Origin of the sequence: Nitratidesulfovibrio sp. D1 (genome assembly GCF_051133415.1) — a bacterium.
GTDB lineage: Bacteria > Desulfobacterota > Desulfovibrionia > Desulfovibrionales > Desulfovibrionaceae > Cupidesulfovibrio.
In genome coordinates, this window is sequence record NZ_JBPGNZ010000003.1 from 255797 (window position 1) to 270570 (window position 14774).

A 14774-nucleotide genomic window follows, 5' to 3' on the forward strand; every position below is an offset into this window, starting at 1 on the left:
TGCCACCGTGAGTGCAACTAATGCTGGACTTCCCCGCCAAGGTCAAGGCCCGCATGGACGCAACGGACGGTGCGCCGGAATGGCGGCGCCGGATGGTGCCGGGCTGTGTCGTATTCTCGACATGGTCCGGAGATTTTTTATGTAACCTGCCAAAATTCAAGAGGGTGCATGTTCGGCAAGGCTCTTGCAACGCGGGGTGGCGTGGCGGTATTCCGCCGGATTCAACGCAAGGAGGCTTCCCCATGCTGTTTCTGCTTGGCGGCAACGACAAAAAGACCCGCAAGGCCGAGGCCGCGCAGACCGAAAACCTCGAACGGGTGCGTGAGCTGTTTCTTTCCGGGCGGTTCCCCGTGGTCACCACCGACGGCGTCGAAGACCGCAGGATCGGCCGCGTGCTGGGCCTGGTGGCCTGCCGGGGCTACGATTCCGACGAAACGTTCTTCGGCATGGCGGCCCGCGCAGTGAACAAGGGCGCCCAGGCCATCGTGGGCTACCAGGAGAACGTGGCCTTCCATCCCGACGGTTCCAAGTACTTCTCCTGCTACGGCACCGCCGTGCAGTTCTGCCGCGACGAAAAGGACGGCGGCAACGGCAGCGGGCCGTTGCGGTTGCAGGCGTAGGGCGCGTGGCCGGAAACGGCCGGGCGTGAAGGCGCGCCGGTTGTCCAGATCGCATGCAGGGAGAAGCGGAATGTCACAGTCGTCACGAGCCATTACCATCCTTGCTACAACTCTGGAAGCCGTGGCCGAAGGCCGCGCAGGCACCCCGGAACCGGGGGGCGTGCGCGACCTGTTGTCGCTGGCCTGCCGCCAGGGGAATATCCTGCAGGCCAGGGTGCTGCTTACCCAGAGCCCTGTCGGCAAGCAGTATCTGCGCATGCTGCCCGAGCCGGGATGGTTCTCGGAATGCTGGCCCGGCGAGGGCTGGCCCCGTACCCTGCCCGCCCCGCAACAGCGCCCGTTCTTTTCCGTGGTCACCCCGTCGTTCAACCAGGGGTTGTTTTTGCGCGATACCATCGCCGGGGTCGTCGGGCAGGGGTTCGACTCGTATGAGCACATCGTCATGGACGGCGGCTCCACGGACACCACGCAGGATGTCCTGCGCGCCCATCCGCACCTGCGCTGGACGTCGGAGCCGGACAGGGGGCAGACCCATGCGCTGAACAAGGCGCTGGCCTTGGCGCGGGGCGAGGTTGTAGCCTGGATAAACTCGGATGATTTCTATCTGCCCGGCGCGTTCCATGCGGTGCATGAATTCTTCCGCACCCACCCGGAAGAGGATATCCTGATGGGCGACTGCCTGTGGGGATGGGAAGGCAGCGGCAGGCTGCGCTATGTCATGGGCAGGGAAAGGGATTTCGAATCACTCATCCGCCAGTGGGACAACCACGTTCCGGGGCCGCAGCCGAGCATCTTCTTCCGGCGGCGCGTGCTGGAAGAAACGGGGCTTGGCGACGAATCCATGCACTACGGCATGGACTACGACCTGTGGCTGCGCATGGCCCTTGCCGGACACGTGCGGCGGTACGTGTCCGCGCCGCTGGCGTTCTATCGTTTTCACAGTCTGTCGAAGAGTGGCGACGTGCAGGACTGGTCACCGTTCTACCATGACTGGCAGGCCTGCTTCAGCCGCTACCGGAGGCATTCGCGGGTGTTGCCGCGCCAGCGCATGCTGGCCGTCGCCTATCCGTTGCTGCGTGCCGCCGGTGCCCGTGAGCGCGCGGCCCTGTGCGGCGCCTTGGCCCAGTGCGCCAAATGGAAGTTGCGGGACATGGAACTGGTGCTGGTGACGGATGCGGACGGGGTTGCGGATCGGTTTGTGCCCGCCGATGAAGATGCCGCAGGACTGCACGACGTGTTGCCAAGGCTGGGTCGCCTGAGTCTGCCGCTGCGCATCGTCCGTTCCGCCATGCCGGACGGACACGCCTTCGTGAACGCAGTCCTTGGCGCCACGTCCGCCTTTGCCGTGTGCATGCCGCTGGTAACGTCGCAGGTGTTGTACGAGCAATGGTTCGTCCAGCCGTTGAACGCGTTGGTGGACACCCCGCAACTTGCCTGGGCTCCCCTCGTGCTGCGGGGGGGGCGTGCGCCCAGGCATCCCCTGCTTCCGGCGCAGGGGGAACTGGGCTGCCTTGCCGTGCACCGCCGGGAAGCGTTGGCGGCGTATCTGGAAGCGGCGGGTGTGGTGAGGGGCAATGTGCACGGTGCGCCGGAAGTCCCCTGTGGGCTGGAGGTCCGCAAGGAGGACCACGGCGCGGGGACGGGCTTCGTACACCTGGAGAGCCAACAACCCAAAAGCTGAGGAAAGCGTATGCATGCCGTCATTCTTGCCGCTGGTGTGGGAACACGTCTGGGGCGTCCCTTTCCCAAGTCTCTTTCGGTATTGCCCACGGGTGAGCGCATCCTGGGCCGTCAGATCCGCCTGCTGCGCGAGGTGGGGGTGGAGAGGGTCACTGTCGTCGTGGGTTTCAAGATGGCGCTGATCATGGAAGAATACCCAGATGTCTTCTATTGCTACAACAATGTGTACTATGTGACCAATACGTCGAAAAGCCTGCTGCATTGCCTGCGCCGTCTCGACGATGACGTGCTGTGGATGAACGGTGACGTGGTGTTCGACAGTCAGATACTGCAAGAGGTGCTGGGGACGGAGCGACACAACCTGGTCTGCGTGGACCGGAAGCGCTGTGCGGATGAAGAGGTGAAGTACCGCGTGGACGGCAACGGCAACATTGCCGAGATATCCAAGACCGTCTCGGAGCCGCTGGGCGAGGCCGTGGGCATCAACCTTGTGCGGCGGGAATCGCTTTCGGCTTTTGTCGCGGCGCTCGACCAGTGCGACGACCTGGATTATTTCGAGAAGGGCATGGAACTCTGCGTGCGCGGGGGGATGGCGTGGAAACCCTTTGACATTTCGGCGCACCGCTGCATCGAAGTGGATTTTCAGGAAGACTGGCAACAGGCCCAGGCCATGTTCCGGGAAGGTTAGCCGTCGCCACGAAGGCGTCACTGCGCCCCTTGCCGCAACCGGTCGACGCGAACGTCTGAAGGCCGCCACGCCCCTGCGGGCATGGCGGCCTTTTTCATGCGGTTTGCCGGGCTACAGCAGCCGGTCCCGGATGTATCCGCACACCCGGTGCGACGCTTCCGCGTCGATCCGGGCGAAGGCCTTGGCGCGCAGGGCGCGCCTGGCCTCGGCGTGGGGGTCTTCTCCGGCGAGGCACGTGCGCAGCAGGGCCTCCATAAGCGCGTCCTGGGTGCGGACATGGACCCCGGGCGTCATGGCTTCATAGTTGTAGAAAAGCTCTCGGTCTTTCGAGAGGTATTTTTCCTTGTCGTACGGAAAGAATATCAGTGGCTTATCGGTGATAAGGAAGTCGAAGTAGATGGAAGAGTAGTCCGTGACGAGCGCGTCCGCGAGGGGGAGCAGGGCGTAGATATCCTTGTGGCTGTCGTAGATGACGAAGTTTTGCAGCTTCGAGAAGGATGCCACGGGCACGTAAGGATGGAACTTGGCCAGAATTATCAGGTTGTGCCGGGCGCACAGCCTGTCCAGCAGCATGGGGTCCATGGCCCCGTCTTCTAGGAAATTGCCGCCCGTGTCGCGGAAGGTGGGCATGTACACCACGACCCTTCCGCCTTCCCTGCGGTGGCGGGCAAGCCGCGCGTATATGGCGGCATCGACGCCGAGCATGTCGCGCTGCGTGACGGAGCGCATCAGGATATCGTTGCGGGCGAAGCCCAGTTCCGGAAAGTCGCGGGCCTTGAATGCCTTGGAGAACAGCTCTTCCGTCACCCATGGCGATGTCGAGGGTACGGCTGCGTAACCGGAATACTGTTGCTCAAGGTAGCGCGTCTTTTCGGGGTTCATGTTCACGGAAGAAGCTATTTCCGGAAAACCGATCTTCTTGAGTGGAATGCCGTGCCACAGTTGCAGGACGCGGCTTTTGTCGACAGGGCTGTCGGCCAGGGCGGATTCGTGGGGAAAACTTTCGATCACGATGGCCACGGCCCGGGCAATGTCGTCCGCAGTGCATCGGCGCAGGAAAGGCAGCCCGGCCGCTTGCAGCAATTCTAGGTCGTTGTGGGTCTGCGGAGCAAAGCAGGGGGCAAAGCCGTAATCGTCGCGCAGGGCCTGCAGGTAGCTGTATTTGACGTTGAGCATGCCGCCGAGACGGCCGGCAAAGAGGACAAGGGGCTTGCTGCTGGTCATGGCGGCTCTTTTGTTGTCGGGCTGCGGGGGCGGAAGGGATGCGGGCGGCCAGGGGCGGTGCCGACGCATTTGCGGCAGTATAGGTCGGACGGGCGTGGTTTGGAAGGGGCGTTGCCCGCTGGGCGGACATGGTGCGAGGCATGGTGTCGGCGTGCCGGGTGCCTCGTCGTTTTGTTGACGCCGGGGTACAGGCAACCATCGGGGGAACGCACCATGGGCGGGGCTTGCCGCGGGGGCGGCGATGGGAGACATTGGCCTGGAAAGTGCAATAGACATCTGTTGCCCTATGTGGCGTACGGCGCCCATCATGCCAACGCACGACAACGACAGGAACGACGAGGAACGCATGGCCCGCCTGCTCAATCTTGGCTGTGGAAGCACCTTCCACCCCGACTGGACGAACCTGGATTTTGCCCCGCGCCCCCCGCACGTGCTGGGGTACGACCTGCGCCACGGGGTGCCCTTTCCCGATGGCCTGTTCGACGCGGTGTACCATTCGCATGTGCTGGAGCACATGCCCCGCCGGGGCGCGCCGGGCTTTCTGTGCGAATGCCTGCGGGTGCTGCGGCCCGGTGGTATCCTGCGGGTGGCCGTGCCCGACCTTGAGGGAGCGGCTCGCGCCTACCTTGGCGCGCTGGAAGAGGTGGCGCAGGGTGCGCCCGGCGCGGACGACCGCCACGAATGGATGGTGATCGAACTGGTGGACCAGTTGACCCGCCACGTGCACGGCGGCGAGATGCTGGAGCATTGGCGGCGCAATCCGGTGCCTGCGCGTGACTTCATCCTGTCCCGCGTGGGTGCGGAGGCCCGCAGGAGCATGGACGCGGTGCGCGGGACGCAGGGCGGCGTGCCGGTGCGGCCAGGAGCGCACGACGTGGGGCGTTTCCGGCTGTCGGGCGAATGCCACCTGTGGATGTATGATCGGCATTCCCTGGCCCGCCTGCTGCGCGAGGCGGGGTTCGAGGACGTGCATGTCGTGCGCGCGGACGAATCCGCCATCAGGGATTTTGCCCGGTACGGGCTGGACGTGGAACCGGACGGTGCCGTGCGCAAACCCGATTCGTTGTTCATGGAAGCGCGCAGGCCGCGGCAGGCGGCGGAGCGGGCCCCACGTGTCGTCGGCTTTTGCATGAAGCATACGGGTGGTGCGGGCGGCGCGGCCAACAGGCTTCACCAGGGGCTGCTGGCCGTCGACGTGGAGTCGTTCCTGTACGTGGCGCACAGCGGTGCGCCGGAAAGGGGCGTGGCCGTCATTCCCGCCAACGGCGAAACCACGCTGGCCAGCGGCGACGACGGCTCGCTGGAACACAGCGGGTGGCCGCGTCTGTATGCCATGCGGCGGGCCAGGGCCACCTCCTATCCCCGCAGCCCGGCGCATTGCGAGATATTTACGGAAAGCGAGACCCCGGCGCGCATTTCCGAAATTCCCGGCATGGACGCTACGGACATCATCCAACTGCACTGGATATCGGGCACAGTGGACATCTGCCGCGATGTGGACTTCCTGCGTGGGCGGCCGCTGGTCTGGACGCTGCACGACATGAACCCCTTCACCGGCGGCTGCCACTACGCCGAAGACTGTCGGAGCTTCGAGCGGCACTGCGGCGCCTGTCCGCAACTGGGTTCGACGGACGAAAAAGACCTTTCGCGGGAACAGTGGATCCGCAAGAAGACCGCCTGCCGCGAATTGGACATCACCGTGGTCTGCCCCAGCAACTGGCTGGCGGGGGAGGTCCGCCGCAGTTCGCTGCTCGGGCGGGCCGATGTGCGCGTGATCCCCAACGGGGTGCCCACGGATGTCTTTAGGCCGCTCAACCGGCAGGCCATACGCCAGTCGCTGGGCCTGCGCCCGGATGAGTTCGTGCTGCTTTTCGGGGCGGACAACCTGCAAACACGGCGCAAAGGCTTCGCCGAACTGGCGGCGGCGCTGGAATTGCTACGGGCAGAGGGCGGCGCGCCATTCCGCCTGTTGACCTTTGGGCATACGGGCAACGTGGACTTCGGCCGCCTGTCCGTCCCGGTGGAGCACCTCGGTGTGCTGCACATGCCGGGTGAGGTGGCGCTAGCCTGCAATGCGGCGGACTGCCTGCTCATGCCGTCGCTGGAGGACAACCTGCCCAACGTGGTGCTGGAAGCCATGGCCTGCGGGCTGCCGGTGGCCGGTTTCGCCACCGGGGGCGTGCCGGACATGGTGGAGGACGGTGTTACCGGCCGCCTGGCCCCCACCGGCGACAGCCGGGGGCTGGCCGCCGCCGTGGCCGCGCTGCGCGCCCTGCCCGCCGAGGCCATGCTGCGGATGCGCCTTGCCTGCCGCCAGACCGTGCTTTCGCGGTTCACCCTGCTGCATCAGGCGCGGGCTTACGCCGCGCTGTACGAGGAACTGCTGGCCGCGCGGCGGGGGTAGACTCCGAGAGCCAGCCGTTTTCCGGCCGACCCGTGCCGGGTTCATGAAAACGATCCGCCCGCGCTCCTTTCGGGGTGCGGGCGGTGTTTCTTTTGCGGTTTCCCGGTGGCGGGGCCGCGCCTTAGGGACATCCCGGAAATTGACGCTGCACACGACCTCTGCGGGATGCTGCGGGACGTTTTTACCGGCCGTCGTTCAGCGGTAGGCGAATACATTGAGCTGCATGTCGAAGCCGTCATGCAGGGCCCGGTTCACGAAGGGGGAATGACGCGGGCCGACATCCTGGATGTAGTACCGGAATCCGCAGTCCCGAAGCAGGGCGAGCAGTTCCCCCAGCGACTGGGGGACGCCCAGCCACGAATGGTACTCGAAGAACAGGTGGTCCACGCGAGCCAGCACGTCGCGGCAATCCGGCAGCACTTCCGTTTCCGCGCCCTCGATGTCCATCTTGAGCATGTGGATGCGGGGCATCCGGGCCAGCATGTCCCGCAGGCGAACGCTGGGGGTGCTGGCCGCCCCTGTTCCGGAGGCTTCGGCACCCGGGGTCGGGGCGATGTGCCCTCCGTCCGCGCCATCAGCCAGGAAATCCACGCCCCGGGCATGCACCCAGCACGCCGCCTGCTGTACGCGCACGTCAGCCGCGCCGTTTCTGGACAGATTGCTCTCCAGGTGGCGGGCGATCTTGCGGTCCGCCTCAAAGGCGACGATTTTAGCCAAGGGGTACAGGCGTTTGAAATACAGGCAACTCAACCCCACGTTGGCTCCGCAGTCCACGATAACCGGGGCGTCCGTCCCGGCATCGAAGCGGTAGACTTGGTCCACGAAGATGTCCCTGAACTGGTAGACGAAGCTTTTGCCGTCCACGATGCCGATCTCGTAGTCCAGACAGGAAATGCGCTTCGGGGTGAAGCGGTCGTTGTCCAGAGCCTGCTTGAGGGATTGGAATTGCATCTGGATCAACTGTGCAGAGAGCGGGATCATCGTGTTTCCTTAATTATTGCGGAGAAACGTCTGTTGCTGCATGCAGTCCCGCCGATATGGCTTCGGGGTATCACTGTCTGCTGGCGGAGTTGCCCAAACGGGCAAGCAGTTTTTGCGCGTATTCGTTGTGCGGAGAACGCCGCAGTTCTTCCTCCAGCGCCGCGCGGGCTTCGTCTTTCCGGCTGAGAGTCAGAAACGCCTTAGCCCGCAGGATGTCCAAACCGGGTGTGACAACCCCCAGTGCTTTGGCGGCGGCCAGCAGGTGTGCCGCATGCTGCGGGTTTCCAGCTAGCAGCAATGCCTCGGCAAGGTCCATAGCCTGATGCAGTAGCGGCGTAGCCACGGAGTCCTGCATCCTGCCGGAGGCGGAGAGCCGCCCCAGACTGGCGACGATGCGCTCGATGTCGCGCGGCGGAGGCACGGTGCCCGCCTCAAACGGAGCCGGTCGGATAGACAGGGGTACGGCTTCAGCCTGGGTGCTGGCGTGCGGCAGCTTGCGTCGGATGAGGGTGTCGAACTCCCTGATGCGACTGGCCATCGAATGATCGCGCTGGCACCGGGCGAGGCCTGCAGAGGCGATTTCTTGCCGTTCCTCTTCATGCGATAGGTAATACCGCAGCTTATCCATCATTTCCTTTTCCGAGGAATAGGTGATGATTTCTCTGTCGGGCTCGAACAGTTCGTCCAGATTGTCGTACTGTTCGGTAAGCAGGCAGGTGCCGACTCCCGTCGCCTCGAATATCCGCATATTGGCCGTTTCGCGTCCCGCAAGGTCCCGCACGCTGCCTTGTCTGTCTTTTGTGCCGATGCTGCCGCGCACGTCGAATACCATCCGGCTCGACCGTAACGCAGCATACATGTTCATGCCGTATATCGGCCCGATGTTAACCGCTCGGGTTAGCGGGGTGGCAGTTTCCACCTGTCCGCTTAGATGCATGCGCAGGGCGAGGCCATCTTGCACGCAAAGTTCGGCAAGCTTGTGCAGCATGCTGATGCGCGCCGGGTACTGGTTACCGTTGACCTGCCCGTAGAAGCAGACGTCGTAGCTTGCGGGCACCTGTCGCACTGCATCGGAAAATTGTTGTGGAAAGCCTGGGTAGAAATGGACGGCGTCACGCGCACCTTGTTCCAGCGCCCTGCTTCGCATGCCCGACAGGCAGGAGAGCATTACGTCGAATTCGCTGGCGTCCCAGTTGTCGGGAACGTTGGCGGCCCGCCAGCCCAGCACTAGCCGGGGGCGGAGGGACAGACGCCTGACGAATCGCGAATCGTAGGTGATGGGGTCTGAAAGGTACAGCACGTCGGGTTGGAATGCCTCGACCTGCGCGATCAGGATTTCTTCGAGGGAAGGGGCTCGGCGAGGCCCCCGGGCAAGACCATGCTCGAAGGCCCAAGCGTATTGCGACGGCAGGTTGTTACCGATGACGACCTGGCTCCGGTAGCCAAGCGGTTCCATATGGAACCCAAGCAAGTGCACTGCGGAAAAACCGTCCTGCTCAAGCAGCCGGGTTTGCGATGCGAAGTCCGTCTGCGCCAGTTGGGGATACTGCCCGTATACCGCCGCGAGGTATTGTGGGTAGAAGGTATGGATCTGCATGAAGCGCAGGAGGGGCCTTTCGGGGGCGGAGGCTTGATCGCGGGTGGGAATCCGAATCGCCATAATGAGTCCCTTATACTGCCGATCTGGAAGGCCGGACGATGGTATTGCAAAATGGATGGGGGGCAGCCCGCCACTAACTCCTCGTATAATGGCAGATTGTTAGGCGGGTAGCCGCAGATGGCGAGTCAGGTAGTCAGCAGAGTCGGATGCTGTTTTCCGTGGTGCGACATACCGTGTTGATGGCGCGTTGCCTGCTCCCCGCAAGGCCGTCGCCGACGGGGTTGATCTGCAAGGCGACCAACTTCATGGCGTGGCCCCGAGTTCCATGCGCGCGACGGCCAGCAGTTCGCCGATTCGCGCGTTTCCGGGCTGCAACTGAGTGGCCTCTTCATATTTCACGGTGGCAAGCTCGCGATGCCCTTTGGTTATCAGCTTTCCGGCCTGCACGACGAGCCAGCGCACCCGCGCCGCCTTGGCCTCTGGGCTGTCGTAACAGGGGGGGCAGAGGGGGCGCCGTTCGAGCATTCCCTCGGGCGTCAGATGGTAAGGGGCATCGGTGGTCCAGCCAAGCACGGAACCGGCCATGGCCCTGTTGCGCTGCGCTTCCAACCCGGTGAAAGCATTGGCCCTGTTTCCGGCATGGGCGTATCCGTGATCCTGATGCACGGCGGTGATGTATGCCGTGGCGTCGATGGCGGCCTTGCCCATGGCGACGGGCCATTTCATGAGCCAGTTGTCCCAGGCGCAACGGCCAAGGGCGAACGGCGGCATGCCGGCCCACAGCCCCCTGGTATGCACGAAGTAATCAAGCCCCGTTTCCGCGTGAAGGAAGCCGTCGGCTGCAATGGTTTGTCGCAGGGTGTCCCGCCAGCCGGAAGCGCTGAAATCGATCTCTTCGGTAATACAAAGATCCCAGCGCCTGCCCACGAGAAGGAACTCCTCGTGAGACGCCACGACCCTTTCGACCCCGGCCATGAAATCGTCAAACAGGATGATGTCTGCGTTGACGTAGGCGAGGATGTCGTTTTCGGCCAGTTGCGTCGCCGCGCGGAAGAGGCCGTCCACCAGTGGCGTGCCGAATTCGTTACGTGTAACTTCCGGCACGTGCCTCGCCCCGATTTCGCAGGCCATTTCTGCAATGCCAGTTTCGTCACCGAACAAAATGATCTCGGGGGGAGGCGTCAGTCGCGCCCAACTGCGGATTGCGTTTTTCTGGATTGTCGCCGCGTGCCCGGTAAACGGCTTGGGAATGGCGAAGATGGTCACCCCCTTCTTGCCGGTCTTGCGCAGTCCGTCCATGCCCAGTCGTTGGGAAAGGTCGCGCCGCAGCCGTTCGATACGCGCATTGGAGCCATTCAGTCTTCCGGCGGCGGAAACAAGACCGTGCGCTTCGATGAGCCCACCGAGCCGAGCGAAGCACGTGGCAAGGGCCAGGCATGCCTCGGGGCTCGGCTCCTTCTTGAGCAGGTCGTTCAGCAGCGTGGCGGCGTCGCTGGTCCTGCCTTGGCGGTAGAGTTGTTCCGCGGCGGCCAGCACACGCTGTACGACCGGGTGAGGACTGTCGATGCGCAATGGGTTGTATTCGACCGCACCCCATTCGGCATCGTCCCGCGCAAGGGGGGCGGGGCAACGCGCGGCGTGGGTTTGGCCGTCCCATTCGAACCACACGTGTTTGCCGCCCGGTGCGAATTGCAGGTCGATGCCGCGCGCGTTGACGAATTCGAGTAGTGGAACCACTTCAAGGAATCCCATGAAGGATCCGTTGTCGCGGTATGGGGCGTAATGACCGATGAAGCATTGCAATTCGTCAATTTCTGACAGCAATACATCGTTGAAATAATGTTGCGCCGTGGCGTGTGTGAGCCGCTCTGGGCTATGCCACAGGTCGTCGACAACCACCACGCTGCCGCGCGGCAGGATGGGCAGGGCATTTCGCAGCATATGCTCCATGATCGGTGCGCCCGGAAGGTCATGGGCGTCCACGAAAAGCAGCACTCGGTCGTTTTCGTTCCACAGGGCGGGGAAATCGAGCGTCAGGATGTCCTGCTCGTGCAGGGTGACGCGGGAAAGGTCCATCGGAAAGAATTCGGAGCTCTCCCGAAGAGGCTTGAAGCTCAGGTCCACCGCATGGATGCGGGCTGTTCGGGTGGCCAGCAGCCACGTACGCAAGGACAATCCGGACAGTGTGCCAAGTTCGATGATGACCGTTGGGTCGTGACGTCGCACGACTTCGGTCAGGGATTGCAGCGACTCTGCGGATTGGTCGCGGTAGTAGAGTCGGTGGTGGATGGCGGAGAACGCCTTGATCCAGTGTACGAAGGGGGGCTTTGCCGCGCACTCGGTTGCGTCGACCTGTGCTGTTCGGCCCGGAGTCCTGCCCGGAATGGTTTCGCGCAATTTCATGGCGGAACGTCCCCGGGGGGCGGGGTTGATCGCAAGTGTTTTTTCCCGCGCCTGCATGCTTATGCTGTCGCAAGACGAAATGTCCTCGACGGGCTTGGCGTGGCTGTCCGCGCCCGCGTGCCCCACGGCGTTTCGGGCGGTTCCGGCGTTTGTCGTGGCGCGCGCGGATGGGCTGTTCGTCGCATTTCGGCCCAGCGCTCTGTTTTCCTTGTAGAAAAATGCATCGCTGCTGGATATCTTCCTGAACGTATAACCCCACGATGTGAGCAACTCCGCGATTTCGTCCGGATGATAGCCGAACTGGGCGGTATTCCGTTCCTCGAACTCAAGCAGAATGCGCGGGAACGTGCTGCGTATCAATTGCTCGCCGCCAAGCAGGACGGGCAGTTCGCATCCTTCGGTATCTATCTTGATCAGGTCGACGCGGGAAATGTTTTTCCACTTCGCAACGTTGTCCAGCGTGTCCATCGGTACCGATGTTTCATGCCAGCCGTCGAACCGTTGCGGACTGCCAAGGCACGCCAAGCCGGAGTCCGTTCCCGATGCGGGAATCTTGAGTTTGGCGATGCCCTTTCTGTCGGAGAGCGCTACGGGAACGGTCTGGATATTGCTTTGCAGTGCATTGAGCGCAAGGTTGTTTTTCAGTATCCGGTAGGCTTCGGGGTTGGGTTCGAAGGCGTAGCCCCGGATTGTCCGGTTCAGCACGGGAAGCAGGCAATAGATGCCGGTGTTTGCACCGATGTCCAAAATGACAGGGTTCTTAACCCTACCAGTCTGCTCGTAAAAGAATCGGAGAGTTTCGGGGTCCCATGGGCGCGGCATGCCCGTGGCGGGGTCTTTGCCTTGCCATGCACCGCCTATCCGGGTGGCGCTCGGATCGATTTTCACTCTCGTGCCCAACAGCAGGTGCGCTTCGATCATCTGCACAGGGGTATCAACGGCGGGTTGCATGGTGGCGTGCTCCGTTACGTACCTGGTTGATGGAGAATCACAGTCGGCTCGGAGCCGCGTCCACGCACAGGTGCCATCCGGCCATCTTTTCCAGCATGCGGAATACACCATACGGCAGCATGGCGAAGTACCAGACCTTCTTGTATTCATAGCGCTTGTACTCGGGAATGGAGTACGGAAAGATATGGTCGGCCATGGCTTTCGTGACCGTGAACCCTTGCAGCAATTCCTTCACGCTGTTGTGCGAGTAACTGTAGGTCACAGGACAGCCCGTTTGTGCCTCGGAATACTTGGCAACCAGTTCGTCGAGTCGCCAAAAGGCGCCCTTGCCGTATTTCAATAGTATCCAGAGAACCTTCCACGAATAGCGATTGTAGACCATCATCTTAAATTCGCTTTGCGACCCCATGTATTTGCGGATTTCACGGATCGCGTTTTCAGGGTGGGGCGTGTGGTGGATGACCCCGAATGAGTAGACAAGGTCGTAGGCTTCTACCGGAACGAAGTCGGAAAGCCGCTCGGCGTTGGCCTGAATGAACGTGATGCGGTCTTGCAGCCCGAAGACCTCCGCCCGCCTGCGCGCTACCTGCAACGATTCGTCCGACAGATCCACCGCCGTTACCGTGGCCCCGACCCGGGCGAAGTTCATGGTGTCCGTGCCGATGCCGCAGCCGATCTCCAGAACCCTCTTGCCTTTCCATCGGGCAAATTCGGCGAACTGCGAGATATGCGGTTCCACGAAATATTTGCGCGCCTCGACTTCGTCGAAGTACTCGCGACTGCCGACTTCCTTGGTAGAATGCCGGATATTGCACGGCCGGTTGTTCCAGTAGCTGCGGACGTCATCGACCGTCTTGTCGGCGAATGCATTGGCTGTTGCGTTCATTGCGGTTCCTTGCGTGCTATTTGGGACCGAGTCCGATGGCTGCGTAGGCGAAGCGCGTGAAAGACCTGCCTTTGAGCTGGCGCCAGCAGTCCACCAGCACCGGATCTTCCCCGGCATTTCGTTCCGCCCTGTTCCAGTCCAGATCGTGAAACTGGGGCCAATCCGTCAGCAGCATGATGCATCGCGCACCGGCCATGGCGGCGTACGGGTCGTCGCACAGTTCGGCCTTGCCGGCGAAGGTGGCGGCAAGGCCCGGCAGAGCTTTCGGGTCGTGCAGGCGCACGCGGTAGCCTTGCGCCAGAAGGCGTTCGGCGAGCATGACCGGCTGCGCCTCTTCGACGATGTGGGTGCCCGCTTTGTAGGAAAGACCCAGTAGCGCCACGGTGCCGCCGGAAGGCACCGCGTCACGCACGGCTTTTTCCAGCCGTTCCACCACGGTACGGTTGATGCCCACTACCGCCGGACTCAGCCGGACGCTAATTCCCCCTTTCTCCGCAACACGCTGGAAGGCCAGATTGTCGCGGGGAAAGCACGGCCCGCCGAAACCCAGCCCGCCTTTCAGGTACTTGCCGCCCACGCGCGTATCCGCGCCTATGGCCGAGGTCACAACATCCACATCCGCGCCAGGCACCCGCTCGCACACTGCGGCAAGTTCGTTGGCGAAGCTGACCTTCATGGTCACGAAGCAATTGAGGGACAGTTTGGTGATTTCCGCATTGGTCAGACTCATGACCGCATATGCCGGAGAACTGTCGACCATGGACGCGTACAGTTCGCGAATGGCAGCCCCCGAGCGCACATCCGACGCGCCGATGAGCACCATGTCCGGGTTCAGGAAATTGTGGATGACCGATCCGAGGGCTATGAACTCCGGGTTGTAGACCAGACCGAAATCCTGGCCGCAAATTTTGCCCGTAAGTTCTTCCAGCAATGGCCGGAAAACGATTTCGCACGAAGTGGGCATGATCGTGGAAACCACGTTCACGATGTGGAAGCCCTGTTTTTCACGCAAAGCAGGGGCAAGCTGGCGCAGTACCTGTTCCACGTACTCGTTGGTAAATGCGCCGTCTGCCTTGCTTGGCGTGGGTACGATGATCAGTGTGGCCTCGGACCCGCGTACCGCTTTGGCGTGGTCCATGGTGAAGTGCATGTTGGGGCGCGCTTTTTCGAGCAGTTCCGGCAGGCCGGTTTCGTCGATGGGGCAATGACCAGCCGCAAGCTGCCGGATAACTGTTTCGTTATTGTCCACGCCGATGACGTTGTGCCCCTTGGCGGCGAAACATGCGGCAGAGCACAAACCCAGTTTGCCGAGTCCGATGAAGGAGATGTTCATTGCG

General features: G+C 62.6%; 10 protein-coding genes. 4 read left to right on the top strand and 6 right to left on the bottom strand.

Annotation, left to right across the window (positions count from 1 at the left end):
- Positions 1-242 precede the first annotated feature (242 nt).
- From ACR4XJ_RS06790 to ACR4XJ_RS06800, 3 genes are all read left to right on the top strand, one after another.
- Positions 243-620 carry a hypothetical protein gene (locus tag ACR4XJ_RS06790; protein ID WP_434754507.1) on the top strand — a complete coding sequence of 126 codons (378 nt, stop codon included), beginning with the start codon at positions 243-245 and terminating at the stop codon, positions 618-620.
- A gap of 70 nt (positions 621-690) precedes the next feature.
- On the top strand, positions 691-2301 hold the full coding sequence (locus tag ACR4XJ_RS06795; RefSeq protein ID WP_434754508.1) for a glycosyltransferase family 2 protein: 1611 nt from the start codon (positions 691-693) through the stop codon (positions 2299-2301).
- Between the two features lie 9 nt (positions 2302-2310).
- Positions 2311-2988, top strand: coding sequence for an NTP transferase domain-containing protein (locus ACR4XJ_RS06800; protein WP_434754509.1), 678 nt, complete (start codon positions 2311-2313; stop codon positions 2986-2988).
- Positions 2989-3099: 111 nt separating this feature from the next.
- Here the strand turns inward: ACR4XJ_RS06800 and ACR4XJ_RS06805 are convergent, their stop codons facing one another.
- Positions 3100-4212, bottom strand: coding sequence for a CDP-glycerol glycerophosphotransferase family protein (locus tag ACR4XJ_RS06805; RefSeq protein ID WP_434754510.1), 1113 nt, complete (start codon positions 4210-4212; stop codon positions 3100-3102).
- A gap of 307 nt (positions 4213-4519) precedes the next feature.
- Between ACR4XJ_RS06805 and ACR4XJ_RS06810 the strand changes: the two genes are divergently transcribed.
- Entirely contained in the window at positions 4520-6616 is a 2097-nt protein-coding gene (locus ACR4XJ_RS06810; protein ID WP_434754511.1) for a glycosyltransferase, read from the top strand.
- 195 nt (positions 6617-6811) lie between these two features.
- On the opposite strand, the gene ACR4XJ_RS06815 is transcribed toward ACR4XJ_RS06810, so the two are convergent.
- The 5 genes from ACR4XJ_RS06815 to ACR4XJ_RS06835 form a co-directional block, all read right to left on the bottom strand.
- The gene (locus tag ACR4XJ_RS06815; RefSeq protein ID WP_434754512.1) at positions 6812-7597 is read right to left on the bottom strand and encodes an FkbM family methyltransferase; all 786 of its coding nucleotides are present in this window, start codon (positions 7595-7597) and stop codon (positions 6812-6814) included.
- A gap of 70 nt (positions 7598-7667) precedes the next feature.
- Positions 7668-9257, bottom strand: coding sequence for a CgeB family protein (locus ACR4XJ_RS06820; protein WP_434754513.1), 1590 nt, complete (start codon positions 9255-9257; stop codon positions 7668-7670).
- A gap of 243 nt (positions 9258-9500) precedes the next feature.
- Entirely contained in the window at positions 9501-12551 is a 3051-nt protein-coding gene (locus tag ACR4XJ_RS06825; protein WP_434754514.1) for an FkbM family methyltransferase, read from the bottom strand.
- 37 nt (positions 12552-12588) lie between these two features.
- Positions 12589-13437, bottom strand: a complete 849-nt coding sequence (locus tag ACR4XJ_RS06830; protein WP_434754515.1) for a class I SAM-dependent methyltransferase — start codon at positions 13435-13437, stop codon at positions 12589-12591.
- A gap of 16 nt (positions 13438-13453) precedes the next feature.
- Complete coding sequence (locus tag ACR4XJ_RS06835) at positions 13454-14770, bottom strand: UDP-glucose dehydrogenase family protein (protein ID WP_434754516.1); 1317 nt, start codon at positions 14768-14770, stop codon at positions 13454-13456.
- Positions 14771-14774 lie beyond the last annotated feature (4 nt).

Excerpts from the sequence above, each read along its gene's own strand:
- ACR4XJ_RS06810 (WP_434754511.1), top strand. The coding sequence starts at position 4,520 with ATGCCAACGCACGACAACGACAGGAACGACGAGGAACGCATGGCCCGC.
- ACR4XJ_RS06805 (WP_434754510.1), bottom strand. The coding sequence starts at position 4,212 with ATGACCAGCAGCAAGCCCCTTGTCCTCTTTGCCGGCCGTCTCGGCGGC.
- ACR4XJ_RS06835 (WP_434754516.1), bottom strand. The coding sequence starts at position 14,770 with ATGAACATCTCCTTCATCGGACTCGGCAAACTGGGTTTGTGCTCTGCC.
- ACR4XJ_RS06830 (WP_434754515.1), bottom strand. The coding sequence starts at position 13,437 with ATGAACGCAACAGCCAATGCATTCGCCGACAAGACGGTCGATGACGTC.
- ACR4XJ_RS06795 (WP_434754508.1), top strand. The coding sequence starts at position 691 with ATGTCACAGTCGTCACGAGCCATTACCATCCTTGCTACAACTCTGGAA.
- ACR4XJ_RS06815 (WP_434754512.1), bottom strand. The coding sequence starts at position 7,597 with ATGATCCCGCTCTCTGCACAGTTGATCCAGATGCAATTCCAATCCCTC.
- ACR4XJ_RS06790 (WP_434754507.1), top strand. The coding sequence starts at position 243 with ATGCTGTTTCTGCTTGGCGGCAACGACAAAAAGACCCGCAAGGCCGAG.
- ACR4XJ_RS06800 (WP_434754509.1), top strand. The coding sequence starts at position 2,311 with ATGCATGCCGTCATTCTTGCCGCTGGTGTGGGAACACGTCTGGGGCGT.
- ACR4XJ_RS06820 (WP_434754513.1), bottom strand. The coding sequence starts at position 9,257 with ATGGCGATTCGGATTCCCACCCGCGATCAAGCCTCCGCCCCCGAAAGG.
- ACR4XJ_RS06825 (WP_434754514.1), bottom strand. The coding sequence starts at position 12,551 with ATGCAACCCGCCGTTGATACCCCTGTGCAGATGATCGAAGCGCACCTG.